The organism is Aliterella sp. E5.1, assembly GCF_057473825.1.
In genome coordinates, this window is sequence record NZ_JBYCCV010000001.1 from 145,739 (window position 1) to 171,561 (window position 25,823).

At 43.4% G+C, this 25,823-nt stretch carries 25 protein-coding genes; 21 read left to right on the forward strand and 4 right to left on the reverse strand.

Going from position 1 to position 25,823, the window contains the following annotated elements; genetic code table 11:
* Positions 1-65: 65 nt before the first annotated feature.
* The 15 genes from AC2VE5_RS00715 (at position 66) to tyrA (ending at position 16,841) form a co-directional block, all read left to right on the forward strand.
* Positions 66-1,211 carry a PEP-CTERM sorting domain-containing protein gene (locus AC2VE5_RS00715; protein ID WP_486885861.1) on the forward strand — a complete coding sequence of 382 codons (1,146 nt, stop codon included), beginning with the start codon at positions 66-68 and terminating at the stop codon, positions 1,209-1,211.
* A 12-nt stretch (positions 1,212-1,223) separates the two neighbouring features.
* Positions 1,224-1,913 (forward strand): EboA family metabolite traffic protein, encoded by a 690-nt coding sequence (locus AC2VE5_RS00720; RefSeq protein WP_486885862.1) that lies wholly within the window; start codon positions 1,224-1,226, stop codon positions 1,911-1,913.
* 21 nt (positions 1,914-1,934) lie between these two features.
* Positions 1,935-2,843 (forward strand): TatD family hydrolase, encoded by a 909-nt coding sequence (locus AC2VE5_RS00725; protein WP_486885863.1) that lies wholly within the window; start codon positions 1,935-1,937, stop codon positions 2,841-2,843.
* A gap of 9 nt (positions 2,844-2,852) precedes the next feature.
* Positions 2,853-3,752 (forward strand): UbiA-like protein EboC, encoded by a 900-nt coding sequence (eboC, locus tag AC2VE5_RS00730; RefSeq protein WP_486885864.1) that lies wholly within the window; start codon positions 2,853-2,855, stop codon positions 3,750-3,752.
* 3 nt (positions 3,753-3,755) lie between these two features.
* Positions 3,756-4,388 carry a DsbA family oxidoreductase gene (locus AC2VE5_RS00735; protein WP_486885865.1) on the forward strand — a complete coding sequence of 211 codons (633 nt, stop codon included), beginning with the start codon at positions 3,756-3,758 and terminating at the stop codon, positions 4,386-4,388.
* Positions 4,389-4,404: 16 nt separating this feature from the next.
* The gene (locus tag AC2VE5_RS00740; protein ID WP_486885866.1) at positions 4,405-5,598 is read left to right on the forward strand and encodes a 3-dehydroquinate synthase; all 1,194 of its coding nucleotides are present in this window, start codon (positions 4,405-4,407) and stop codon (positions 5,596-5,598) included.
* Between the two features lie 123 nt (positions 5,599-5,721).
* Positions 5,722-5,889 carry a hypothetical protein gene (locus AC2VE5_RS00745; protein ID WP_486885867.1) on the forward strand — a complete coding sequence of 56 codons (168 nt, stop codon included), beginning with the start codon at positions 5,722-5,724 and terminating at the stop codon, positions 5,887-5,889.
* 70 nt (positions 5,890-5,959) lie between these two features.
* Positions 5,960-7,198, forward strand: a complete 1,239-nt coding sequence (eboE, locus tag AC2VE5_RS00750; RefSeq protein WP_486885868.1) for a metabolite traffic protein EboE — start codon at positions 5,960-5,962, stop codon at positions 7,196-7,198.
* 145 nt (positions 7,199-7,343) lie between these two features.
* Positions 7,344-8,711 (forward strand): alkaline phosphatase family protein, encoded by a 1,368-nt coding sequence (locus AC2VE5_RS00755; protein WP_486885869.1) that lies wholly within the window; start codon positions 7,344-7,346, stop codon positions 8,709-8,711.
* Between the two features lie 555 nt (positions 8,712-9,266).
* Entirely contained in the window at positions 9,267-11,504 is a 2,238-nt protein-coding gene (locus AC2VE5_RS00760; protein WP_486885870.1) for an anthranilate synthase, read from the forward strand.
* Positions 11,505-11,568: 64 nt separating this feature from the next.
* On the forward strand, positions 11,569-12,402 hold the full coding sequence (gene trpC, locus AC2VE5_RS00765) for an indole-3-glycerol phosphate synthase TrpC (protein WP_486885871.1): 834 nt from the start codon (positions 11,569-11,571) through the stop codon (positions 12,400-12,402).
* Between the two features lie 45 nt (positions 12,403-12,447).
* A complete protein-coding gene (gene trpA / locus AC2VE5_RS00770) occupies positions 12,448-13,269 on the forward strand; it encodes a tryptophan synthase subunit alpha (protein ID WP_486885902.1) in 822 nt (273 codons plus the stop codon).
* 36 nt (positions 13,270-13,305) lie between these two features.
* Positions 13,306-14,550, forward strand: a complete 1,245-nt coding sequence (gene trpB, locus AC2VE5_RS00775) for a tryptophan synthase subunit beta (RefSeq protein WP_486885872.1) — start codon at positions 13,306-13,308, stop codon at positions 14,548-14,550.
* A gap of 22 nt (positions 14,551-14,572) precedes the next feature.
* Complete coding sequence (gene trpD, locus AC2VE5_RS00780) at positions 14,573-15,652, forward strand: anthranilate phosphoribosyltransferase (protein WP_486885873.1); 1,080 nt, start codon at positions 14,573-14,575, stop codon at positions 15,650-15,652.
* Positions 15,653-15,716: 64 nt separating this feature from the next.
* Positions 15,717-16,841 carry a bifunctional chorismate mutase/prephenate dehydrogenase gene (gene tyrA, locus AC2VE5_RS00785; RefSeq protein ID WP_486885874.1) on the forward strand — a complete coding sequence of 375 codons (1,125 nt, stop codon included), beginning with the start codon at positions 15,717-15,719 and terminating at the stop codon, positions 16,839-16,841.
* An 8-nt stretch (positions 16,842-16,849) separates the two neighbouring features.
* Here tyrA and AC2VE5_RS00790 read toward each other — a convergent pair whose 3' ends face one another.
* Positions 16,850-17,785 (reverse strand): alpha/beta fold hydrolase, encoded by a 936-nt coding sequence (locus AC2VE5_RS00790; RefSeq protein ID WP_486885875.1) that lies wholly within the window; start codon positions 17,783-17,785, stop codon positions 16,850-16,852.
* Positions 17,786-17,990: 205 nt separating this feature from the next.
* Here AC2VE5_RS00790 and AC2VE5_RS00795 point away from each other — a divergent pair, with 205 nt between their 5' ends.
* From AC2VE5_RS00795 to AC2VE5_RS00810, 4 genes are all read left to right on the forward strand, one after another.
* Positions 17,991-19,448 (forward strand): efflux RND transporter periplasmic adaptor subunit, encoded by a 1,458-nt coding sequence (locus AC2VE5_RS00795; protein WP_486885876.1) that lies wholly within the window; start codon positions 17,991-17,993, stop codon positions 19,446-19,448.
* The gene (locus AC2VE5_RS00800) at positions 19,449-20,666 is read left to right on the forward strand and encodes an ABC transporter permease (RefSeq protein ID WP_486885877.1); all 1,218 of its coding nucleotides are present in this window, start codon (positions 19,449-19,451) and stop codon (positions 20,664-20,666) included. It begins immediately after the preceding gene.
* Positions 20,667-20,769: 103 nt separating this feature from the next.
* Complete coding sequence (locus AC2VE5_RS00805) at positions 20,770-21,609, forward strand: Rpn family recombination-promoting nuclease/putative transposase (protein WP_486885878.1); 840 nt, start codon at positions 20,770-20,772, stop codon at positions 21,607-21,609.
* Positions 21,610-21,728: 119 nt separating this feature from the next.
* Complete coding sequence (locus tag AC2VE5_RS00810; protein ID WP_486885879.1) at positions 21,729-22,487, forward strand: ABC transporter ATP-binding protein; 759 nt, start codon at positions 21,729-21,731, stop codon at positions 22,485-22,487.
* 51 nt (positions 22,488-22,538) lie between these two features.
* On the opposite strand, the gene AC2VE5_RS00815 is transcribed toward AC2VE5_RS00810, so the two are convergent.
* Positions 22,539-23,069 carry an orange carotenoid protein N-terminal domain-containing protein gene (locus tag AC2VE5_RS00815; RefSeq protein ID WP_486885880.1) on the reverse strand — a complete coding sequence of 177 codons (531 nt, stop codon included), beginning with the start codon at positions 23,067-23,069 and terminating at the stop codon, positions 22,539-22,541.
* A gap of 208 nt (positions 23,070-23,277) precedes the next feature.
* Here AC2VE5_RS00815 and AC2VE5_RS00820 point away from each other — a divergent pair, with 208 nt between their 5' ends.
* Positions 23,278-23,649: a hypothetical protein gene (locus tag AC2VE5_RS00820; protein WP_486885881.1), complete on the forward strand. Its 372-nt coding sequence runs from the start codon at positions 23,278-23,280 to the stop codon at positions 23,647-23,649.
* 50 nt (positions 23,650-23,699) lie between these two features.
* On the opposite strand, the gene AC2VE5_RS00825 is transcribed toward AC2VE5_RS00820, so the two are convergent.
* Both AC2VE5_RS00825 and queG read right to left on the reverse strand, forming a co-directional pair.
* Positions 23,700-24,350 (reverse strand): HAD-IA family hydrolase, encoded by a 651-nt coding sequence (locus tag AC2VE5_RS00825; RefSeq protein ID WP_486885882.1) that lies wholly within the window; start codon positions 24,348-24,350, stop codon positions 23,700-23,702.
* A gap of 17 nt (positions 24,351-24,367) precedes the next feature.
* Complete coding sequence (gene queG, locus AC2VE5_RS00830; RefSeq protein ID WP_486885883.1) at positions 24,368-25,321, reverse strand: tRNA epoxyqueuosine(34) reductase QueG; 954 nt, start codon at positions 25,319-25,321, stop codon at positions 24,368-24,370.
* Positions 25,322-25,420: 99 nt separating this feature from the next.
* On the opposite strand from queG, the gene AC2VE5_RS00835 reads away from it, so the two are divergent.
* Positions 25,421-25,822, forward strand: coding sequence for a ketosteroid isomerase family protein (locus AC2VE5_RS00835; protein ID WP_486885884.1), 402 nt, complete (start codon positions 25,421-25,423; stop codon positions 25,820-25,822).
* The last annotated feature ends 1 nt before the right edge of the window (position 25,823 follow it).

Consider the following 25,823-nt stretch of genomic DNA (forward strand, 5'->3'; position numbering starts at 1 on the left):
CCCACATCCATCTTTTGTGCTTTCAATCTTGGTTTAGAAAATATAAAACAGCAGGACTATTACTCATGGCAGATAATGATTCCAGCAGTAGCAATTTTTATATTGGTAACGGTAGCAATAATCCTTATACCAACGGCGGCGGTAGCAGTAACCCCTTCGCTGGGGGCGGTAGTCCTTTAACTACTGGCAGTATTTCCGAGCTTTTTGCTGATGGCGAAAACCCTTTTGCTAGCGGTGATATTTCAAGTCTCTTTGCTGGTGACGGTCCTTTTGCTGGTGGAGATATTTCTGAGCTTTTTGCTGATGGCGAAAACCCTTTTGCTGGTGGGGATATTTCAAGTCTCTTTGCTGGTGGCGGAAATCCTTTTGCTGGTGGCGAAAGCCCTTTTACGGCAAACCAAGATTCAGGCAGCAATAACGCTACTATCGGTACTGGCAACTGGAACTTGAGTAGCAACAACGCTACTATTGGCAATGGGAATTGGAATATAGACTCGGCAACCAACAACGCTACTATTGGCAATGGCAACTGGCTTCGAGATGAGTCAAGTGATAACTCTACTCTTGGGAATGGTAATTGGTACTGGAACTCCAGCAGCGAAAATTCTACCCTCGGTAACGGCAATTGGAGTTTTGGTAGTGAAAATTCCACTATTGGCAATGGTAATTGGAACTTTGGTAAAAATAATGTAATTATCGGCAACGGCAATTGGCTATTTAGCGATAACAATGTAATCATCGGCAACGGCAATTGGTTTCTAAGTGACGATTCTACCGCTAGTGGTGCAAGTCAAAATCTTGCAACCTTAGAAACATCATTCCCACAATTAAAGTCTGAGGTTGACAGCCTAATTAGTTCGTTAATGGGCAACTTTGGCGCAGAATTTAATGTATTAACTGGCGATTTTGATGCTGCAAGCAGCCAAACTTTTGAGCAACTCATCCTTTCTAAAGGTAATGGATCGGATATCAGCAATTTTTCTGAAAGCGATTTAACCCAACTTTTTGCTTCCATAAGTGGGATGTCAGGTGCGGACGGAACAATGGGCGATCCTAGTTGCTTTTTTGGGTGTGGAAGCGGTGTCCCTAGCGAACCTGTCCCAGAACCTAGTTCGGCGCTGTCGCTGTTAGGAATGGGATTAATCTATTTTGTATGGGCGAAAAAGTTTAAGGCAAAAGGCAAGCTTAAGAAGGAAAAACTAGCAATTTAGGAAGTTTTTCACATGAAGACCGCTATAGCTGACAAGTGCGATTTACTACGTTGCTGGGTTTCTCAGCATACAACCATAGAAGGTTTTTCTTGGCTAAATGACAAATGCCAACAAGTTGCTGATGGTGCAGCTTTGCGAGTATTTTTTACGTCTTTTAGTGCTGTACCCCGCTATATAGGTAAAGAAAAATTATCGCTAACTTTAGAGCAATTGCAAGCCGCCCAAGAGTTGCGATCGCATTGGCATCCCCAAGTTTGGACGAGCGATGGGGCGGCGCGAACTTTACTACTACTTGCGCTGCCTCACAATAGTGCGGCAGAATATTTAAAAATTTTGGAGCAACTTTTTACTACCGCCGATATGGGGGAATTGGTTGCTCTGTATCAAGCTTTGCCACTATTACCCTACGGTGAACAGTATCGCCTCCGGGCGGCGGAGGGAGTGCGTAGTAATATGATTCCCGTATTTAATGCGATCGCTCTCCACAATCCCTATCCGCAAGAATATTTTGACGAATTGGCGTGGAACCAAATGGTACTCAAAGCGCTGTTTGTGGGTAGTCCTTTGCGGCAAATTCAAGGATTAAGCGATCGCGCTAATCCAACTTTGGCTCAAATGCTGACTGACTATGCCAACGAACGCTTGGCAGCCAATCGCTCTGTATCACCGGAACTTTGGCAATTAGTAGAGCAGTGTAAATAAAACTTTAAATTTTAAAATAATATGTTTATCGATCCTCATATCCACATGACCGCGCGGACAACCTACGATTATCTGATTATGCGCGAATCAGGCATTGTTGCTGTAATTGAGCCTGCTTTTTGGCTAGGACAACCCCGGACTAACGCAGGCTCGTTTCAAGATTACTTTAGTAGCTTAGTAGGGTGGGAGCGCTTTCGCTCGGCTCAATTTGGCATTCAACACTACTGCACTATTGGCTTAAATCCCAAAGAAGCAAATAACGAAGCATTGGCAGCCCAAGTAATGGAATTATTACCCTTATTTGCTTGTAAAGAAGGTGTAGTTGCAATCGGCGAAATTGGCTACGATGACATGACCGAAGCTGAAGATAAATGCTTTCGAGCGCAGCTAGAACTTGCCAAAGAATTAGATATGGTGGTGCTAATTCACACTCCTCATCGCAACAAAAAAGCCGGGACAAGCCGGAGTATGGATGTCTGTATTGAGCATGGGGTAGATCCAACTAAAGTAATTATCGACCACAATAACGAGGAAACGGTAAAAGAAGTATTAGACCGGGGTTTTTGGGCAGCTTTTACAATTTACCCGCACACAAAAATGGGTAATGCGCGGATGGTAGAGATTGTGCGCGAATATGGATGCGATCGCATCATTGTTGATAGCAGCGCCGATTGGGGGATTAGCGACCCTCTAGCAGTGCCAAAAACAGCACAATTAATGTTAGATCGAGGCATTTCTCCTGATTATGTCCGCACTGTTTGCTACCAAAATGCTCTAGCAGCTTACAGCCAAAGCGGTCAGATGAAAGAATCTGACTGGCTAAATCCCCGACCCATCGATCAGCGTCAGTCATTTAATGATAATTCCGTACTGCGCGGACAAGAGCCATTAATAGAAACTTTGACCAGTAATTACGCCTTAATTGAGTAGAGGTACAAATTGACTACTTTATTAAAGCAATACAGCTTAAATACTCGTGTTTGGGCATATTTGCAACTAATGCGTCCAGCAAATATTGTTACGGCTTGGGCAGATATTCTTACAGGGTTCGCTGCTTCTGGTGCAGTTTTAGATACTCCCTTAGCTTGGCTGCTACTTGCAACAACAGGACTTTATGGCGGCGGTGTGGTATTTAACGATGTTTTTGATGCCGAATTAGATGCCGTAGAGCGCCCCGAAAGACCAATTCCTACAGGCAAAGCTTCTCGATTTGGCGCAACTATCTTAGGGATTGTGCTATTGACTATAGGCGTAGTAGCGGCGGCGCAAGTTTCCTTACTTAGCGCGGTAATTGCGGCATTTGTGGCAGTGGGGGCAATAATTTACGATGCCTGGAACAAACACAATGCCATACTAAGTCCCATAAATATGGGTCTTTGCCGTGGTGGTAATTTACTTTTGGGCGTGAGTGCAACCTCTACAATGGTTTCACAATTGTGGTTTTTGGCACTCATTCCCATTTTTTATATCGCCGCAGTTACAGCCATTAGTCGCGGGGAAGTGCATGGCGGTAAAAGTAGTACAGGAAAACTAGCTTTATTGTTACTTGCGATCGCCCTTGGTGGAGTTTTGGGCTTAGGATTACTGCCAAACTACTTTATTTTGGCAGCTTTACCATTTTTAGCTTTATTAGCTTGGCAAGTTTTTCCGCCTTTTATTGCTGCTACTTACAATCCCAGTGCGGATATTATCCGTAAAGCCGTAAAAGCCGGGGTTTTATCGCTAATCATTTTAGATGCGAGTATGGCGGCAGGTTTTGCTGGCTGGAGCTACGGCTTAATTGTGCTGACATTGTTATTTGTTTCTATAACTTTGGCAAAAGTTTTTGCTGTTACTTAAATTATGTTAATTGACATTTTTCACGATACTGCTTGTCCTTGGTGTCGCATTGGTAAAAAACATCTCTTTGATGCGATCGCATTAATAGGACACGAGACAATAGATATACGCTGGCATCCTTTTTTACTCGATGACACTATTCCTCCTCAAGGTGTAGAGTTTCGCTCGTTTATGAAGACGCGCAAAGGTATAGGAGCGCAACAATTAGCAGAGCTATTTAGCTACGCCACTCAATCGGGTGCAAAAGCTGGAGTAAAGCTAGATTTTGACAATGTATCTTTGGCTGTCAATACAACACTTTCTCATCGGCTAATTGCGCTTACACCAAAAGACTATAAAAACGTCATTGTCGAAGCAGTCTACAAAGCTTACTTTGAAGATGGACTGAATATTGGCGATGTTGACACCCTAGCTCGTCTGGGTAAAGATTTTGGCTTTGATGAAAGTAAGTTAAAGCAGCAATTAAGTGGCGATGCGGCGTTAGCTGAAGTGATGACAGATGCTAAAGCGGCAAGAAATCGAGGTATTAGCAGCGTGCCGTTTTTTGTCATCAATAACAAAGTTAGCGTCAGTGGTTCGCAGTCGGTAGAAGTATTTATCCAAGCAATGCAGCCGGAATTTTCCGCTCCTTTATAGCAATTATTTAATAACTATGACAATTAATACTAAATCTAAAATTAGCTACAACGTCCAATCAATTGAGCAATGCGTTCCAGTTAGTTTCCGCTACAAGGTTTTGTTTACTCAAGGGCTATTTCAGGTCGGAAACCCCCTACTTGCCCAAACAATCGTTGCGGATGGTGGGGAAATAAAAAGGGCGATCGCAGTTGTAGATTCTGGTTTAATAGAGCATCATCCAGGTTTGCTGGCACAAATAACTGACTACATCAACTTCTATGGTGAGGTACTGATTTTAGCTACTGAACCGATTGTAGTTCCTGGTGGAGAAGCTGCCAAAAATGACCCGCAATTATTAGACCAAATTCACCAAGTTATTAATCAAGTCGGTTTGTGTCGCCATTCCTACGTTTTAGCAATTGGTGGTGGTGCGGTATTAGATATGGTGGGATACGCCGCCGCTACTGCTCATCGGGGCGTACGGCTAATTCGCATTCCTACTACTGCATTGGCGCAAAATGATTCTGGTGTGGGTGTAAAAAATGGGATTAATGCTTTTGGGAAGAAGAATTTTTTAGGCAGTTTTGCTACTCCCTACGCTGTTTTAAATGATTTTGACTTTTTAACTACGTTGAGCGATCGCGATTGGCGATCAGGCATAGCAGAAGCAATTAAGGTAGCTTTAATTAAGGATGCAGACTTTTTTGAATTTATCATGTCTAATGCTAAACAATTAGCGCAGCGAGACATGGATGTGATGGAGCAGTTAGTTTATCGTTGCGCTCAGTTGCATTTAGAACATATTGCAAATAGTGGTGATGCTTTTGAATTGGGTTCTTCTCGTCCTTTGGACTTTGGTCACTGGGCGGCTCATAAGTTAGAGCAATTAACTGATTTTAGATTGCGGCATGGGGAAGCGGTAGCAATTGGGATTGCTCTAGATAGCACTTATTCTTACTTGTCTGGGCTACTATCGCGCACTGAGTGGCAACATATTATAAATATGCTGTTAGCTGTTGGTTTTACTTTATCTGTGCCAGAACTTGCCGAGCAACTAAATTCTCCTCCTTCTTCGCGGTGTTTGCTGGCGGGGTTGACGGAGTTTAGAGAACACTTAGGGGGGGAACTGACCCTTATGTTGTTGCAAGGTATTGGTCAAGGGTTGGAGGTGCATGAGGTTGATGTATCTATATATTGGGAAGCTATTAGGGAATTGTTGGCGGTTTAAAGTTGTGAATAGACCTCTATGTGCAAAAGATTTGTTAGTCGGCACCGGCCGACTTTAGCTATAAGCAAGTGGGTTTTAACCCTAGGCGGGCTAGGATAATGTTTACTTAAGAAAAACCAGAATATGGGGGGTCTGCCCCCCAAACCCCCCATTGGGGGACGAGTTGCCTCCCAAGGCATTTTTCGGAGGAATTCTTCCCCCGAAAAGATGCCGCCCAAACCCCCTGCAAACAATGTCATATCTGTGAGTAGCCAAGCTCTGTGCGTTCAGCAGTATTTAGGTGAGGGTTAAAGAACTATGGGTTAAGGAAAAGGAAAATCTCAGCGTTTTAACTGACTTGTTTACGATACAAGCAAAGATTATGAAAATTGGTACTGATAATATTCATCTAACTTACTGCACTAATATTCATCCTGGTGAAAGTTGGAAGGAAGTTTTTGCTAATTTGAAGCAGTATATCCCCGTTCTTAAGTCACGCTTATCGCCAGAAAAACCCTTCGGAATTGGACTGCGTTTAGCTAATATTGCTGCTGAGGAACTATTACAGGGAGATAATTTAGCTCAATTTCAATCGTGGTTAACTGCTCAAGACTTGTATGTTTTTACTCTCAATGGCTTTCCTTATGGTGGATTTCATCACCAGGTTGTCAAAGATGGAGTCTATGCTCCCGATTGGTCTAAACAAGAACGCCTAGACTACACAATAAATTTAGCTAAAATTCTCGCAGCTTTATTGCCCCAAGGTATGGATGGAGGAATTTCTACTCTACCTTTATCTTATAAACCTTGGTGGAAATGCGATCGCGCTGCTGAAAGCAACATTTTTAAGTCTAGTTGTCATAATCTTGCTTCACTCACTGCCGAACTAATCAAAATTCGCCAGCAAACTGGGAAACTAATACATCTAGATATTGAACCTGAACCGGATGGATTGCTTGAAAATACGGCGGAAGTAGTCGATTTTTTTACCAATTGGTTGCTACCAGTTAGTGGCGCAAATCTAGCCCAATTTTTGGGTATCTCTATAGAATTAGCTGAAGCGCAATTGCTCGAACATATCCGCATTTGCTACGATACTTGTCATTTTGCAGTGGAATACGAAGATCCGGCTACCGTTTTTGCTTCTTTTCAAAACGCAGGCATCAAAATCGGCAAAATTCAACTAAGTGCAGCTATTAAAGTCGCTTTAACTGCAAATAGAGATGTTTTACTAGCCCGTTTGCGTCCTTTTGCTGAGTCTACTTACTTGCACCAAGTAATTGAACGTTGTCCCGATGGCTCATTGCATCCTTACCCCGATTTGGTTACAGCTTTACCGCACTTAGAACAGTCAAATGCTCAAGAATGGCGCACTCACTTTCACGTCCCCATCTTTATCCACGATTATCAAGTGTTGCAGTCCACTCAAGATGATATTGTTGCGGTTTTGCAATTACTTCAAAAGAACCCTGTTTGTCAGCATCTAGAAATTGAAACCTATACCTGGGACGTTTTGCCCCTAGGAATGAAAATTGACTTGCTTGCATCTATCCAAAGAGAGTATGAGTGGGTATTGCAAAAAGGTTTAGCAATCCAACCCCAGCCTACTTTCGCAGCCTAACAGGAAAGTCTAGGGATTAATAGCTAATACTTGCAATCTTTCATGTCTCCTCTAAAAAAGATATTTCCCCCTCTTTTTAAGGGGGGATTTTACCGCTTCGCAACTTACCCCCCCTCCCCAAATTAGCTCTTATAAATTAAATCCTATGAAAAAAACAGTTGTTTTAAATGTAGTTGGTTTAACTCCCAGCTTATTAGGAGAACATACCCCTCATTTATCGCGTTGGGCAAAAAATGGTCAAATCGCTAATATTAAACCCGTACTTCCGGCGGTAACTTGTTCGGCGCAAGCTACCTACTTAACGGGCAAATTACCTGACGAACATGGCATTGTTGGTAATGGGTGGTACTTCCGCGATGAGTGTGAAGTCAAATTTTGGCGACAGTCAAATAAATTGGTGCAAGCTCCTAAAGTATGGGATATGGCGCGATCACTCGATCCGACTTTTACTTGTGCTAATTTGTTCTGGTGGTACAATATGCACTCCTCGGTAGACTACGCGGTTACGCCGCGCCCTATGTACCCTGCCGATGGGCGGAAAATTCCCGATATTTATACTCAACCTGGGGAAATGCGATCGCATCTTACCAAGGATTTAGGTCAATTTCCCTTATTCAATTTTTGGGGACCTAATACAAACATAACTTCTAGTCAGTGGATTGCTGATAGCGCTAAGTGGACGGAGGAACGCTACAATCCGACGCTGACTTTGGTATATTTACCTCACTTAGATTACTGTTTGCAGCGCCTTGGGACTAAAAATAGCCAAATACACAAAGATTTGCGGGAAATTGACTCTATTTGTGGCGATTTGATTGCTTACTACGAAGCTCGAAATGCTGAACTAATTGTTCTATCGGAGTATGGTATTACCGATGTTTCGCGCCCAGTCCACTTAAATCGCGTGTTGCGAGAAAATGGTTTATTAGCCGTGCGGGAAGAATTGGGGCGCGAGTTGCTCGATCCTGGTGCAAGCAAGGCTTTTGCAGTTGCCGATCACCAAGTTGCTCACATATATATAAGCGATCGCAGTTATATACCTAAAGTGCGAGATATCTTGGAATCAACCCCAGGTGTGGCGCAGGTGCTAGAAGATGAAAAAACATCTTATCATCTCAATCATCCACGCTCTGGAGAATTGGTAGCTGTGGCGGAACCAGATAGTTGGTTTACTTATTATTATTGGTTAGACGACAACTTTGCTCCTGATTTTGCTTCTACTGTCGATATTCACTGCAAGCCTGGCTACGATCCGGTGGAACTATTTATCGATCCGCAAATCAAATTTCCTTCACTTAAAGTAGGGTTGAAACTATTGCAGAAAAAGTTAGGATTTCGCTACTTAATGGATGTTATACCGATGGATGCTAGTTTAGTACGCGGCTCTCATGGGGCGATTAATGTTTCCCCTCAGGAGGAACCAGTATTTATTACTCAAAACTCTAACTTACTAAATGTAGATACTATTGCCGCAACTGATGTTTGTCAATTAATTCTTCAGCATCTTCAATAATTGGCGATTACTATTGCTATTTAAGTTACCGCTACCAAAGTAAGGGACTTAACTTGAAAGTACCTGTATAATTTAGAACAAATAGTTTGTAAATAAGGCTGTAAGTCAATACTCCAAAAACTTTTATCAATAATTAAAATCTCCCTAAAGAGAGATGCGGAAAGGATAAATAATAGCTTTTTAGTTGTTTCTAATACTTATTTAAATACGGTATTTCCAAAAAAGAATCTATTTTTAAACTATCAAAAGAATTGGTTTGTTAATCAAAAGAAAATTCATTGTACATAGTTATTAATATCAACTACTCTGACAAAGAGAGCAGCATTTTTTAAGATGCTCTCTTTGTCAAAAAGATTGTTGGCTAGCGATAACAAAGGTTTAATGCCGTCCAAAATAATTTTATTAAAGTAAGATTAATTACTTGCAAGTTTAAGTACATTTTATCGCTACTATTTGCGGTAGAAACCTTTACGTAAGTTGCGTTTTTTGTCATCTTTACTTTGTGAAAAAAGTAATCGCCAATACCTCAAGCAATAAATCCGTGAGAAAAGTTCCATGATGTTTGACTCCCACTGCTATACGACCAAAAGCGGCATTGTTGTGTCTCGTACTGTTACGGAAGTACCCATAGAAACAGCCTTAGAGGATATTTTATGGAGCCTCAATTCTCAACGAGGAGGTTTATTAGGCAGTAGTTACGAATACCCAGGAAGATACAAAAGATGGGCGATGGGGTTTGTGAATCCACCTCTGGAACTAAGTACGTGCGATCGCAATTTTACAATCAAAGCCCTAAATAAACGCGGTACGATCCTAATTCCCTTTTTAGCCGAGCGGTTAACCAAAAAGTCCCAAATTGAAAAAATCGAAGTAGAAACAAACTTTATTGCAGGTTCGATTATTCAAAGCGATCGCCTGTTTGCCGAGGAAGAACGCAGCAGACAACCTTCCGCTTTTAGCATTGTCCGCGAAATTCTCCATGCTTTTTATAGCAACGAAGATGAGCATTTAGGACTGTACGGGGCGTTTGGTTATGACTTGGTTTATCAGTTTGAATCTGTCCCCAAAACCCAGATTAGACCAGAAGATCAGCGCGATTTAGTCTTATACTTGCCCGACGAATTAGTTATAGTTGACTACTATTTGCAGAGTGCTTTTCTGCTGCAGTACGAGTTTGAAACTCAGCACGGAAGTACAGTAGGATTGCCCAGAATAGGCGAAGCAATTGATTATCGAGGCGATCGCGCCGTTGTCGAGCGCAGCGTCGATCATGCCCCAGGTGAGTATGCAAGCAAAGTACATACAGCTTTAGAATACTTCCGTCGGGGTGATTTATTTGAAGTTGTCCCCAGTCAAAACTTCTATGCCGCTTGTGAAGAAGCACCAAGTAAGTTATTTCAAACTTTGCAGCAAATCAATCCTAGCCCCTATGGATTCATATTTAACTTGGGCGGAGAGTATCTAATTGGCGCTTCGCCAGAAATGTTTGTCAGAGTAGAAGGTAAGCGAATTGAAACTTGCCCCATTAGCGGCACAATTAGCCGGGGACAAAATGCAATTGATGATGCCGATCAAATCCTGCAATTGCTCAATTCGGGCAAAGACGAAGCCGAATTAACCATGTGTACGGACGTAGATCGCAATGACAAATCAAGAATTTGCGAACCAGGTTCTGTAAGAGTAATTGGTCGCAGACAAATTGAACTGTACAGCCACCTAATTCATACAGTAGACCACGTAGAAGGCTTATTAAGACCGGAATTTGATGCTTTAGATGCTTTTTTGACCCATACTTGGGCAGTGACCGTTACGGGCGCACCAAAACGAGCAGCAATGCAGTTTTTAGAACAGCACGAGCATAGCGTCCGGCGTTGGTATGGTGGAGCCGTAGGTTGTTTGACGTTTAACGGCGACTTAAATACAGGTTTGATTTTACGGACGATTCGACTCAAAGACTCCATCGCTGAAGTTAGAGCAGGCGCTACGGTGCTTTATGACTCAATTGCCGAAGCTGAGGAACAAGAAACCAGAACCAAAGCCGCCGCTCTATTTGAGACAATTAGCCGCGCAAAAATTACTAACAACAGTTTACCTAGCAAGGTAAAACATAGCGAATATGCAAGTATTGGTGAAGATGCGGTTAAGGGACGTAGAGTGCGCGTTCTCCTCATCGACTACGAAGACTCTTTTGTTCACACCTTAGCCAATTACATCCGCCAAACTGGGGCAACAGTAACTACCTTACGTCACGGCTTTGCTGAATCAGTTTTGGACGAAGAAGACCCTGACTTAGTTGTATTATCTCCTGGACCTGGTAGACCGCAGGATTTTGGTGTACCAGATACAGTAAAAGCTTGCGTTCGTCGCCAATTGCCAATATTTGGAGTTTGCTTGGGCTTACAAGGTATTGTGGAAGCTTTTGGCGGAGAACTTGGAGTTTTAAGTTATCCTCAGCACGGCAAATCATCGCGGATTCTAGTTACCGATGAAAATTCTGGGACTTTTCAGGGTTTACCGGAATCTTTTGAGGTGGGTAGGTATCATTCTTTGTTTGCCTTACCGCAAAAACTGCCTCCAGAATTAAAAGTAACGGCAGTTTCTCATGACGATGTAATTATGGGCATTGAACATCAAACTCTACCTATTGCGGCGGTACAGTTTCATCCAGAATCAATTATGAGTTTAGCTGGAGAAGTTGGGTTAGCAATAATTGCCAACGTTGTTTGTACCTTTGCCAAAGACAGACCTCAGCCAAGCCAAGTATTAAATGGTGTAGTGTTTTCCAATTCGTAGCGGTACTCCGACTGCGCCTAGTTGCCTATTTTTATTTATTCGATAATCAAACAGGAGTTATAAAGTGACTGCTACGCAGATAAGTCCGCAACCTATTCTCGCCCAAATTGTCCAGCACAAAGAGCAAGAAATAGCCCAAATGCGCCAGCAGTTACCGTTAGGAGATTTGCAGCGTCAGTTACAATCTGCTCCGGCGGTGCGAGACTTTCTCAACGCTTTGCAAAATAGCCTGCACTACCCCAGCCTAATTGCTGAAGTCAAAAAAGCATCTCCAAGTAAGGGAATAATTCGCCAAGACTTCGATCCGGTAGAAATTGCCACTGCTTACGTTCGTGGTGGCGCATCTTGTTTGTCTGTATTGACGGACAGCAAATTTTTTCAAGGTAGCTTTGAAAATTTGCAAAAAATCCGCCCTATGGTAGAAGTTCCCTTATTATGCAAAGAATTTGTTATCGATACTTACCAAATTTATAAGGCACGAGTGGCGGGTGCGGATGCGGTACTTTTGATTGCGGCTATTTTACCCGATCAAAAGCTGCAAGAATTTTTGTACTTAATTCATTCTTTGGGTATGAACGCTTTAATAGAAGTACACGCTCTAGCTGAACTTGATCGCGTTTTAACCCTTTGTGACTTACGTTTAGTCGGAATCAATAACCGGAATTTGGAAACTTTCAACGTTGATTTGGCAACAACTAGCCAACTAATGCAAGCAAAATCGCAACATTTGACAAGTTTGGGCATAACTGTTGTCAGCGAATCTGGTTTGTACTCGTCTACAGATTTGTCTATTGTTGCTGGAGCCGGGGTTCGCAGTGTATTAGTAGGCGAATCTTTAGTTAAACAACCCGATGTTGAACAAGCGGTGCGGAGTTTGTTGGACAATAAAACAAGCTAACTACTAATTGCCAATTGGTGCTTACTTTTTAGGTAAATTATGACAATGAATGCTATTTCTCAACGCCTCAACTCTTTACGCCAAGCCAAACAATGCGCTTTAATTCCCTTTATTACTGCGGGAGATCCAGATTTAGAAACTACCGCCGAAGCGATAAAGGTGCTAGATCGTAATGGCGCAGACTTAATTGAACTTGGCGTTCCCTATTCCGATCCCTTAGCTGATGGTCCGGTAATTCAAGCGGCGGCTACTCGCGCTTTGCAAAAAGGTACAAAATTAGAGCAAGTGCTAGAAATAGTCGAAAAAGTTAGCCCCGAAATTCAAGCACCAATAATTTTATTTACTTACTACAACCCAATTTTAAATCGGGGAATTAGACCATTTTTAGAGCAAATAGCTCGTGTTGGTGTCAAAGGCTTAGTAGTACCAGATTTACCTTTAGAAGAAGCAGACGAGTTGCTGGAAACGGCGGCTAGTTTGGGAATTGAGCTAATTTTATTAGTTGCGCCTACAAGTTCTGAAACTAGAATAAAAGCAATCTCTGCTAAGTCGCAAGGATTTATTTATTTAGTTAGTGTTACGGGTGTAACGGGAATGCGGAGTCAAATTCAAAGTAGAGTCAAAGATTTACTTGTGGAAATGCGCCAACTCACCGATAAGCCGATTGGCGTTGGTTTTGGGATCGCCAAGCCCGAACAAGCCAAGCAAGTAATGGAATGGGGTGCAGACGCGGTAATTGTCGGTAGCGCCTTTGTCAGAGCCTTAGAAACCGGAACGCCAACCGAAGGATTGCAAGCGGTGGAAAAACTGTGTCAAGAATTAAAAAATGCGATCGCAACTGTCAAACAACCAGTAGTCTCAGCTTAAGTCAAATAATTTAGCTAAATATAAAGGATTTTCATAATGGTCAGCATTCAAGAAATCTATGACATCACAGCCTCCGACCCCAAAAGACCCGATGCCCTCGGTCGGTTTGGTAAGTTTGGTGGTAAGTACGTGCCGGAAACCCTCATGCCTGCTTTGGAGGAACTAGAAGCATCTTTTGACAAGTATTGCAACGAGTTGGGGTTTCAAGAAGAATTGCAAGGACTGCTCAAAGATTATGTTGGTCGTCCTACACCTTTGTATTTTGCCGAACGCCTCACCGCCCACTACGCAACAGCAAATAGCAGCCCGCTAATTTACCTCAAACGCGAAGACTTAAACCATACAGGCGCGCACAAAATTAATAACGCTTTAGCGCAAGTATTACTAGCAAAGCGGATGGGTAAAAAGCGGATTATCGCTGAAACTGGAGCCGGACAACATGGAGTTGCTACTGCCACCGTATGCGCTCGGTTTGGCTTTGATTGCGTAATCTATATGGGCGTTCAAGACATGGAACGCCAAGCCCTCAACGTTTTTCGGATGCGCTTAATGGGAGCCGAAGTCCGCCCCGTATCCGCCGGAACGGGAACGCTTAAAGACGCGACTTCCGAGGCGATTCGCGACTGGGTAACAAATGTAGAAAATACTCACTACATCTTAGGTTCTGTAGCAGGTCCTCATCCCTACCCGATGCTAGTGCGAGACTTCCATGCTGTAATCGGACAAGAAACTCGCTGGCAAGCTGAGGAAAAATGGGGCGGATTGCCGGATATTCTGCTTGCTTGCGTAGGTGGCGGTTCTAATGCCATGGGACTATTTCACGAATTTGTCCGCGAACCCAATGTCAGAATGATTGGTGTAGAAGCCGCCGGAGAAGGCGTAGAAACAGAAAAACACGCCGCTACCTTAACAAAAGGGCGAGTTGGTGTACTGCACGGGGCAATGAGTTACTTATTGCAAGACGACGACGGGCAAGTAGTTGAAGCACATTCAATTAGCGCCGGATTAGACTATCCCGGAGTAGGACCAGAGCATAGTTACCTCAAAGAACTAGGGCGCGCCGAATACTACAGCGTCACCGACCAGCAGGCACTAGATGCGTTGCAACTACTATCGCAACAAGAAGGAATTATTCCTGCCTTAGAAACAGCCCATGCGATCGCTTACTTAGACACCCTTTGCCCCCAGCTTAAAGGCAGCCCCAGAATTGTGATCAATTGTTCGGGACGTGGCGACAAAGACGTACAAACAGTAGCAAAAGTTTTGCACAAAGACAGTTAACTAAATAACTAAAAAAATCGCCATGATAGCTGTAACTCAAGCGACCGTTGACAATATAACGGCAAAACCTAGCGAAATTGACTGGTCATTGTTATTGCAACAATTGCTAGACAGGCAAAGTCTTAGCATCCCCACAGCCGCCGATTTGATGCAAGGATGGTTAACCGAGGCAATACCGCCCGTATTATCGGGAGCAATTCTCGCCGCCATCCAAGCCAAAGGCGTAACTGCCCAAGAATTGGTAGGTATGGCTCAAGTTTTGCACGCCCAGTCAGCAATGCCTAAAAGTCTCCCCAGTTCCACACCATTGATTGATACCTGCGGAACCGGAGGAGACGGAGCATCAACATTTAATATTTCAACGGCGGTAGCGTTTGTTGCGGCAGCAGCCGGGGTGAAAGTTGCCAAGCACGGCAATCGTTCAGCTTCTAGTAAAACGGGTTCCGCCGATGTATTAGAAGCTCTAGGAATCAATCTCAACTCAGAACCTGAGAAAGTAACCGCCGCAGTAGAGGAGATTGGCATCACCTTTTTATTTGCACCAGGGTGGCATCCCGCACTAAAGGCTGTAGGAACATTACGCAAAACCTTAAAAGTGCGTACAGTTTTTAATCTACTAGGACCCTTAGTCAACCCTATGCAACCGACCGGGCAAATCATTGGGGTTTGCGATCCTAGCTTAGTAGAGACAATTGCCTGTGCATTATCGCAACTAGGAACAGAAAGAGCGATCGTCGTTCATGGTAGAGAGAAGCTAGACGAAGCTGGGTTAGCAGACATTAACGACTTAGCGGTATTAGAAAACAATCAAGTCCGCTTAAGGACATTAAACGCTGAAGAACTTGGTCTAAGAAAAGCCGCAACCGCCGAAATTAAAGGCGGAGATGTCGCTGAAAACGCCCATATTCTCAAAAATGTCCTGCAAGGTAAAGGCACAGAAGTACAACAAAATGTTGTTGCTTTGAACGCCGCCTTAGCGCTTTGTGTAGGTAAGGCAATCTCCTCAGAAGAATACATCAAAGGTATTGCGATCGCCAAAGACATCCTCCGCAGTGGTGCAGCCTGGTCAAAACTAGAGCAATTAGTAAAGTTTATGCAGTAAAAATCTGGCTGTACAACCGTAGCTTCATCGAAAAATAGCATAGTCAGGGGATTTATTTCCCCTTTTGGGTCAATCGTATTCCCGGAGTTTAGTCATGTTGCCTTTGATTCTCAAAGAAATCGATCGGGAAATAATTAGCTTACTTAGCAAAAGAATTGCGATTTTAAACGATTCAAATCTACCTGTACAAGCAGAATCGGGCGATATTACTAAACTCCTAGCCCAAGCTGGCGTACCAGAATTTGTGTGGAAAAGTATTACAATTAGCTGCGCTGCGGCAATCGCATTTTCTACTCCTCCTGCCCCAGTCAAACCCCGAAAAGTTACTATAATTGGTGGTCACGGTAAACTAGGGTGCTTTTTTAGCCAACAACTATCTAATGCTGGGCATGACGTTAGCATCCTCGAACATAATGACTGGGACGAAGCGCCACGACTATTAGGAGAAGCCCAGTTAGTATTAGTTTGCGTCCCTATCGAACACACTTTAACCGTAATTCAACAAGCCGCGCCCTACCTCAAAGCAGATACAGCCTTAGCAGATATTACTAGCGTTAAAACCCCCATAGTTCAAGAACTACTCAAACAACATCAGGGACCAGTTTTAAGCCTGCATCCAATGTTTGGATCTGGGGTACAATCATTTCTATCGCAAAATGTTGTAGTCTGCCCAGGTCGCCAAGCGCAGGTTTTTCAGTGGCTTTTAGACTTAATTGAAAGCAGTGGCGGCAAACTAATTGCTTGCACGCCCGAAGAACACGATCGCATGATGGTAGCAATTCAGGCAATCCGACACTTTACAACCTTTAGCTTGGGCGTATTTTTAGCTGAAGAAGGTATCGATATCAGTCGCAGCCTAGACTTTTCTAGCCCGCTTTACCGCTTAGAAATTGACATAGTTAGCCGCTTATTTGCCCAAGATCCGGCTTTATATGTCGATATCATGCTAACTGACGTTGAACGCCGTCAAGCGATTTCTAGATTAGCAAACACTTACAGCCGCCTCGCTCAATTAGTAGAAAACAAAGACGGGACCTCCTTAAAGTGCGCCTTTGAAACCACTCGCAGTACCTTCGCCCAAGGAGCAAACCAAGCTGTAGCTGAAAGCAACCATATTATCGATAGCCTCAGCCTTCTACTGGCTGCAAAGGTCGCCGAAGCCCAAAGATCTGCGCCCAGCTTCGTCTAAAAACTTTCTTAGCGTTCCGCTAAAATGCGAACGTAACTTTTAGCGCCAAAACCACTAATCCAGTCTAAAAGCGCTTGATTAACTACCTCTGGACATTCATCATGGGGACAATGCCCGACATTTTCTAGACTAACTAGCTGCGCGTATTGGGGATTGTAATCGGCAAATTGTCGCGCAAAGCTATAAGGAACCATGCGATCTTGCTGTCCCCAAATTAACAATATTGGTACTTTTAAGTTCGGCAATACATTTTTTACCCTCGGAGCAAAACCCGAACCAATCATCGCTTTTAAAATTCCAGCAAAAGCATTTGCACTACCTCGATCTTGTGCTGGACCTAATAAAATATCTACTAATTCATCCGTCACCGCTTCCGGGTTGGAATAAGCCATAGCTGCCCATTTCTTCACTATTCCCGGTCGGTTTACCGCACGAAATATAGTTTTAAGTAATAGCTTTGAAGCAACCAAACTTTCAATAGAGGCGATCGTCGGGCGCAGTAATTTAGGTATAGTCTCCTCCCGCACGGACAAATCCGGCAAACTCAACATCGCTATACCTTCTACCATCTCTGGATGAGCCTGTGCCAGTGCCAAAGTCACTAGCGAACCTGTAGAATTACCAACTAATACGACCGGAGTGCCGATAAAAGTCTGCCAAAAATCGTAAACTTGCTCTACCCAAAGCTCAACATTATAATTAATTACGGGTTTTTCGGAAGCGCCAAAACCCAGCATATCTAAAGCATAAACAGTATGAGACTCGCCCAACACTGTTAAATTTTTGCGCCAGTGTCCAATGGAAGTTCCAAACCCGTGCAACAAAATTATCGGCGTACTTGCCTTTTGGGGAGAACGGACATAAGTATAACGAGTTTGCCAACCGCGCCATACCCAATCTCTTTGCGAACCAACTCGTTGTTGCCAATGCTCGGAAATAGTCACGTTTTGTTTGCACTACTATTTTTTCTATTCTAACTCTAGAGATTTTAAGGTAGAGCGATCTCTACCTGCATGGGGCGATAGCGCAATCGCGCACGCAGGGCTTCACAAATTGCTAAAATTAGAATACAACTTAAGTTTTGCTCTTAAGAGCCATAAATAATTATCCATTTCCTTACTGCTTGCTCATTTTTTAGTGAGTTATTGCATGACCACCCCGATCCAAATTCCTCTAATTGGCAAAGTCAAACATCCTTCCAGGTGGTTTATAGGGCTATTAAGTGCTGGTATTATAGTTAGCTCGTCAACCTACTGGGTAATAAATAGGCAAGCCTCGCCCAAAATAGATATTGCAGCTTTAACCGTCCCTGTAGTTTCCGCCGATGTCACCCTCCGCATCAACGCTAGTGGCAAAGTCGTACCCGTACAAACCGTTAACCTCAGCCCCAAAAACTCCGGGCTTTTGGCACAATTGCTTGTAGAGCAAGGAGACAGCGTAGAGCAAGGGCAAATTATTGCTCGTATGGACGACTCCAACTTGCAAGCGCAACTAAGCAAAGCTCGCGCCAACCTCGCCCAAGCCCAAGCCCAACTAGCCGAAGCTCGCGCCGGAAGTCGCCCGGAAGAAATTGCCCAATCTAGAGCGCGTCTAAATCAAGTTCGCGCGCAACTAAACCAAGCTCGTACAGGCAATCGCCCAGAAGAAATTGCCCAGGCACAAGCCCAGGTAGAAGCTGCTAGAGCGCGAGTAAATTTAACTTCTAGCCGCGTCCAACGCAACCGCAATTTAGCCGCCTCTGGTGCGATCGCCCAAGATGCTCTAGATGAAGTAATTGCTGACGATCGCACTGCTAGAGCCAACTTGCTTGAAGCCCAAAGACGGCTTGCAGACTTAAAAAGCGGCAGCCGCACCGAAGAAATCGACCAAAGGCAAGCTGCCGTAACCGAAGCAGAGCAAGCTTTGCAGCAACTTCAAAATGGTTCTCGTCCCGAACAAATCGACCAATTTGAGGCATCGGTCGCCGCTGCCCAAAGCGAACTCAAAGCCGTGCAAGTCCAGCTAAATGACACCATTATCCGCGCTCCATTTTCTGGCATAGTCACGCAAAAATACGCAACTGAAGGCGCGTTTGTGACCCCAACAACTTCCGCCTCTAGTACAGCTTCGGCAACTTCTACCTCCATTGTGGCAGTGTCTCGCGGCTTAGAAGTTCTCGCTCAAGTCCCTGAAGTCGATATCGGGCAAGTTAAGCAAGGAAGAATGGTGGAAATTGTTGCCGATGCCTACCCAAATCAAGTATTTAAAGGTCAAGTCCGGCTAATTTCTCCAGAGGCGGTAGTAGAGCAAAATGTAACTTCCTTTCAAGTGCGGATTGCTCTAACTACTGGACAAGAACAACTAAAATCGGGCATGAATGTCGATCTAACTATTGTGGGCGCAGCCGTACAAGATGCTTTGGTCGTCCCCACCGCCGCAATTGTTACTAATAAGCAAGGACAAACTGGGGTACTAATTCCCGATGAAAAAAAACAAGCTCAGTTTCGCCCAGTAGAAATTGGTTCGGCGATTCAAGACAAAACACAAATTGTGTCGGGAGTCGAAAATGGCGATCGTATTTTTCTCTCTCCTCCTCCTAACTACAAACTAGACAGTACGGAAAAATAAATGAATCCTGTAGAAAGCGTCAAAATGGCGGTGACTACTCTCCTCGCCAACAAGCTGCGTAGCACTCTGACTATGCTAGGTATTATTATCGGCAATGCTTCGGTAATTGCCATGATTGGGATTGGCGAAGGAGCGCAAAAGTATATTGCTGGGGAATTAGAATCGTTAGGTCCCAATGTTTTATTTGTTATTCCTGGCAATCGCGAAACTCAGCGTATTACTTTCGACTTACCAAAAACTTTGGTACTAGCTGACGCGGAAGCGATCGCAAGTCAAGTCCCTACGATTGCAGGAGTAGCCCCAGAAGTTAATAGTAGAGCCGTAGTTACCTATCGCAATAAAAATACCGATATTAGCGTAATTGGTACTACGCCCAGTTTTCTCACCGTGCGCGATTTTGAAACTCGGTTGGGGCGATTTTTAACTCCAATCGACACCAAGCGCAGCAATCAAGTCGCTGTATTAGGTTCGGACTTGGCAACTAGACTGTTTGCAAATACGTCGCCTATTGGTCAACAGGTACGAATTAAAAATGCTACTTATCAAGTAGTAGGGGTACTAGAATCTAAAGGATCGGGCTTTGGTACAGACTACGATGATGCGGCTTTTGTGCCAATTACGACGATGGCAAATCGCATTGTGGGGCGAACTTCTCCCTATGGTATTCCGTTAACATATCTAGTTGCTTCAGCTAAAAATACCGAAAGCGTGGAAGCGGCGGAATTTCAACTACGCAATTTACTCCGTCTGCGCCACAAGCTGAATGGCGAAGATGATTTTACAATTCGTTCCCAAAAAGATGCGCTAGAAACAGTCGGTAAAGTCACTGGCGCTTTAACAATTATGCTTGGTGCGATCGCATCTATTTCGCTGTTTGTAGGCGGGATTGGCATCATGAACATTATGCTGGTTTCTGTAACGGAGCGCACTCAAGAAATTGGGCTGCGTAAGGCTATTGGCGCTACTCAGCAAGATATTTTGGTGCAGTTTATTATTGAAGCTGTAATTCTTTCTGCTGCTGGGGGTCTGCTGGGTACGGCTTTGGGTGTTGGCGGCATATTATTAGTTGGGGCGCTATCTCCCTTGGAAGCCGGAATTTCCTCAGTAGCGATCGCTCTTGCTGTGGGTGTTTCTGGTGGAATTGGCTTGTTTTTTGGTGTTATTCCTGCTCGTCGTGCGGCACAACTAGACCCGATTGTGGCTTTACGAAGTGCTTAACGTTGGGGCTTATATCTTCAATTATTTTGTTTAACCAGACCCTAGCAATGCCTTTCGGTGTATACAGAGTAGTAATGGTTGTCTCCTCAATAATGCTCCGACAGTGATTGACAACATCTCCAAATTTCTCATCGAACAGTATTCTGCTGATTTTGCAGCGTGGTTACTAGGTCAATCCCTCCCTCTGACTACCGTTAATCCTACCGAACTGAATGTAGAACCAATTAGAGCCGACAGCGTGATGTTGCTACAATCAACCGATATGATTCTCCACACAGAGTTTCAAACCGTTGGTGATGACACAATACCCTTTCGGATGGCGGACTATTATCTGCGTTTAAAACGCAAGTTTCCACAAAGAAATATTCAACAAGTAGTCATCTACCTGAAAAAAACGAATTCGAACTTAGTTAGACAAGAACGATATCAAACTCCCGTAATGACTCACCAGTTTCGCGTCATTCGCTTATGGGAAGAACCAGTAGAGGTATTTTTGAGTACATCGGGACTGGTACCTTACGCCGTATTAAGCCAGGCAGCAGATAAGGAAAGCGTGTTAGCGCAAGTAGCGAGGGAGTTAGAGCAGATCGCTGACCCTAGAGAACAGAGTAATTTAGTAGCCGCGACCAGTATTTTAGCGGGGTTAGAATTAGAGGAACAGACGATCCGACAATTAATGAGGAGTCCAGTGATGCGCGAGTCTACAATGTATCAATTTATTTTACGCGAAGGTCGGGCTGAAGGACTGGAACAGGGTTTAATCCAAGGTCGTACCGTTGAAGGTAGAGCATTAGTTCTCAAGCAACTTACCCGGAAGTTGGGTAGTCTATCATCGGAAGCAACGGCAAAAGTGAGCGCTCTAAGTCTTGAGGAATTGGAGGCTTTGGGCGAGGCTTTGTTGGATTTTACAACTGTTGCAGATTTGGAATCTTGGTTAGGGTAATTTGATCGCCAATAACTTCGCACTTTAACATTCAACCAACGCCATGACTTCTCCATCCCGTGTGTCAAAAGTATCTTTAATTTGCAAAATAAAGATATTGATTCAATAAATTCTATGAAATGTTAGACAACAAACTTATATCTCAAACAATACCAATTACTTCTACTTCGGCGATTATTCGCCTTGAAAATATTTCTAAAATTTATGGTGCTGGCGAAACGGAAGTACGGGCGCTAGTTGATGTTAATTTGGTTGTGGAATCTGGCGAATATTGCGCCATTATGGGCGCTTCGGGTTCGGGTAAGTCTACCGCTATGAATGTGATTGGCTGTCTCGATCGCCCGACTAGCGGACACTACTACCTCGATACGGTGGATGTCGCTGCTTTAGATGATGGCGATTTGGCAAGTATTCGCAATCTTAAAATTGGCTTCGTTTTTCAGCAATTTCACCTGTTATCCCAACTTAGCGCTCTGGAAAATGTCATGCTGCCTATGGTTTATGCGGGTATTAGTGCTAAGGAAAGACGCGATCGCGCTACAATAGCTCTCCAGCGTGTCGGCTTAGATAATCGCCTCAATAATCGCCCCAATCAATTGTCTGGCGGACAACAACAACGAGTTGCCATTGCAAGAGCGATCGTCAATCGTCCAGTGCTACTTCTTGCTGATGAACCTACGGGCGCTCTCGATTCTCGTACTACTCAAGAAGTCATGGACATTTTTAGCGAACTCAATGCTACCGGAATTACTATCGTTATGGTTACGCACGAATCTGATGTCGCCCGTCAAACAAGGCGCATAGTTTGGTTTCGTGATGGGCAAGTTGTCCACTCCCACCTTACCCCCGCAGAGATTGGACAAGTTGCCGCATCCTAAAATATGAGTAATGGGTAATAGTTTCACTGACTAATTTCCCATTCTCCTTACCTAAAGACTCGAAGTTTTCCCGGTCTGCGCTTGAGTTTCAATTGGCTTAACATCGCTACAACCCATGTTGCCCGCAATTGTTCGCAATATGGAAATTTGGTCATCAAAACTTAGTGTTTCTATTTGAGACAACACACCAGTAATAGCTTGCGTTTTCTCGTAATTTTGCGGCATCCCTACTACCGAATCCCCCATCCCTTGCGCCCAAGCATACCAAACCATTAATTGATTGTTTTCTTTTAAAGCTCCATAAGCACGAGAATAATCTGTATCTTCACAGTTGACAATTTGCCGCATAATTGCCAACTGCTCGTCTTTTGATAAGTTGTAATAATCACCCAACAATCTCGGCGCTAATTCAGGTTCCGTTGCTGCTGGTGCTGCCGGGGTTATCGAATCGCCCATCTTTTCATAAATGTAATAAAACACAGCTAATTTAGGATCGGTATCCAAGCTTTGAAAAGCTTTAACCGCATCTTGGGTTTCGCTTGTAAGTGCTTGAGGCTGATTTGCTGCATGACTTGAAGCCATAATTTATCTCTACTTTGAATTAAATTGACCGTTGCTTAGGCTTAACAGAGATTAATACTTTAAATCGCCCTCCAAGAGAGAGATTTTTGCTAATTAGCTACTTACTTTGCAACTAATCGAAAAATCTATCTTAATGGGGTTATCGGAATAGGGGATCGCTTTGATAGGATGACTTCACAAATAAAAAATCGTTCTAGGATTTGATACTATGGCAGACTCAGTAAAACCCGATCCTAAGCAAGCTTCAACTCAAGATGCTCAACTTGCCGCCGAAAGTATGACTGAAGGTACAGAAAAAAAGCCTTCCGTCGATGTTGATGCCGACTACGCCGCCGCTCAACAATTTAGCGTTAGTGATATCGATCGCACTTCCGAAGGTGCTGAAGCTGCGGATAAGGCAACCGCCAATCAGTTTGCGACTACAACCCAATCGGAAGATAAATCAGAAGCTGTGTCCACTGGCGATCCTAGCGATTATATGGGTATGGCAAAAGATGTTGACGCTTCGACTGGTGCGGCGAGTAATGTTGATGACGATCTGATGCAAAAAGCTTTAGAAAAAGGTCAACCTGGTAAGTAAACTTGCTAGTAAATAATTGCGCTTGAAATTGGATTAAATAAGCGCAATTATTACTTGATAGTCAATTCTTGCTTTTTAAGAATATCTATTAGTTCGCTTGGTTGCTCGATCAAAAAATCTGGATTTTGTTTCATTAATACTTCTTTAGTATTAAAACCCCAACTAACTGCGATCGCAATTACTTTACTTTTTTTTGCCGACTCTATATCTCTAGTCTCGTCGCCTACGTAAATAACATCGTTAATATCAATATTTTCTTGCCGGATAAATCTATTAATTACTTTATCTTTCCCGAAAATAGTAGAACCAGAATAAATATAATAAAACTTATCTGCAAAGTTATTGTGTTCTAAAAATGCTAAAATATTACTTTTTGAATTAGAACTAATAATTACTAACTTATTACCTGACTGATAGAGTTCAATTAAAGCTTCTCTCATCCCAGGGAAGAAGTTTAAAGTTTTAATTTCTAAGCTCAATTCAGCTTTAACCTTTTTAACTAAAAACGGGACTTTAAAAATAGAAATCCCTGACTGCTTAATAATTTCTCTCGAAGTTAAGTTCTGAATTTGAGTAAGTTCGGCAAGACTTGTTTGTTTGTAGCCAAATTGCACAGCTAAACGATTGCTAATATCAACTAGCACCTTTAGTGAGTCGGCAATAGTACCATCAAAATCAAAAATAATTACTTTTGGATTCATGGTTGTTGAAAAAGGTGTTAGTCATTCTTTTGAGTCGCGGTGGATAAGTTTGCTTTAGCATTTCGTCGTAACATTTCTGGTTTAATTCGTCGCAACGCTGAAGCCGTAAAACGCTTGCTCCATTCCTCGTTAGAAATTTCTGCTAACTGACTCAACTTTGGGGCAGTATTTTCTGGATAAGGTTGAAACTCGGCTATATCTGTCTCCTTCGCAAAACGCTGATTCCACGGACAAACATCTTGGCAGATATCGCAGCCCGCAACCCAACCTTGAAGATGAGTAGAGATTGCCTCTGGCAAATTTTCCTCGCGGTTTTCAATTGTATGATAGGCAATGCAGCGATTGGCATCAACAACAAAAGGCTGCGCGATCGCACCAGTGGGACAAGCATCAAGGCAACGAGTACAACTACCACAGTGTTCAGTATGGGGGATATCGGTAGTTAAGTCTAGGTTTGTGAGAATTTCTCCCAAAAATATCCAAGATCCATAGTCTCTAGAGATTACATTGCCATTTTTGGCAATCCAGCCAATTCCAGCTTTTTGCGCCCAAACTTTATCTTGAATGGGTGCAGTATCTGCGGCATAATGTGATCGCACATCGGGGTAGGTTTGCAACCAGTTATTTAAAGCTTTTAGCTTTTTATCCATTACTTTATGATAGTCTCGTCCCCACCCATAGCGAGAAATCTTGGCATAATCAGGGCTATCTGGGCGTTGGTGGGGAGTGTAGTAGTTCAATGCTACGCAAATAATACTCCGCACTTGGGGCATGACTAAACGAACATCTTGGCGCTTGGGGTTATCCATCCATACCATATCAGCTTGATAACCTAGATTGAGCCACGATTTTAAGTGCTGTACCTCTAAATCAGTATCGTCTACCTTGGCAATTCCTACTTTGTGGAAGCCGATTTCTAAGGCTTTGAGCTTTATTTGCGTACTGGTAAGAGGGTGAGGGTTTGAAGTCATAGGTAGTCTAAGGATCTCTCTTTAGGAACTAGGTCTTAACCTTATTTATAGATAACCTAAAGCCTATCTATCCGTTTTTGTGTTCCTAGAGAAAATTTTATGCAAAAGAATACAGTTACACAATCTATTACTGGTATCGACAATGCGACAATCTCAACCTACTTTAGCTCGTTAAATGCTGGTGATTTTACTTCTACGGCTGCTTTATTTGCCGCCGATGGCGTGATGTACGCACCTTTCGAGTCGGGTATTGTCGGCGCTGAGGCGATTTCATCTTACCTCCAGCAAGAAGCCCTAGGACTAACAGCCGAACCTGCTCAAGGAATTGTCGAAAGCCAAGAAAATGACTTAGTTCAAATCCGCGTCAATGGCAAAGTTCAAATGCCTTTATTTGGCGTAAATGTATCTTGGCTATTTAACCTCAATGCTCAGCAAAAAATTGTTTCTGTCACAGTAAAGCTACTCGCGTCTCCCCAAGAACTTCTTAGTCTCCGACGATAGG